The organism is Sinorhizobium sp. NG07B (assembly GCF_002532005.1).
Lineage (GTDB): Bacteria > Pseudomonadota > Alphaproteobacteria > Rhizobiales > Rhizobiaceae > Sinorhizobium > Sinorhizobium fredii_C.
The window spans coordinates 1-558 of sequence record NZ_NWTD01000052.1 but is presented as its reverse complement, the minus strand read 5'-3'; the positions used below and the strand labels follow the sequence as shown (position 1 = coordinate 558).

Sequence of the window (558 nt, the reverse complement as noted above, 5' to 3'; positions counted from 1 at the left end):
TTCCTGATGCCGATCGAAGACGTGTTCTCGATCTCCGGCCGCGGCACGGTCGTGACCGGCCGCGTCGAGCGCGGCATCGTCAAGGTCGGTGAGGAAATCGAGATCGTCGGCATCCGTCCGACGACGAAGACGACCTGCACGGGCGTTGAAATGTTCCGCAAGCTGCTCGACCAGGGCCAGGCCGGCGACAACATCGGTGCGCTGCTGCGCGGTGTCGACCGCAACGGCGTCGAGCGCGGTCAGGTTCTGTGCAAGCCGGGTTCGGTCAAGCCGCACCGCAAGTTCAAGGCCGAAGCCTACATCCTGACGAAGGAAGAAGGCGGCCGCCATACGCCGTTCTTCACCAACTACCGCCCGCAGTTCTACTTCCGCACGACGGACGTGACGGGCATCGTGACGCTGCCGGAAGGCACGGAAATGGTGATGCCGGGCGACAACGTGACGGTCGACGTCGAGCTGATCGTGCCGATCGCCATGGAAGAGAAGCTGCGCTTCGCTATCCGTGAAGGCGGCCGCACCGTCGGCGCCGGCATCGTCGCCTCCATCGTCGAGTAACGA

1 protein-coding gene is annotated in these 558 nt (G+C 64.5%); it reads left to right on the top strand.

Annotated elements, in window-relative coordinates; all coding sequences use genetic code 11:
• A partial coding sequence (locus CO664_RS30035) for an EF-Tu/IF-2/RF-3 family GTPase (RefSeq protein ID WP_176536714.1) occupies positions 1-555 on the top strand: 555 nt, incomplete at its 5' end.
• Positions 556-558 lie beyond the last annotated feature (3 nt).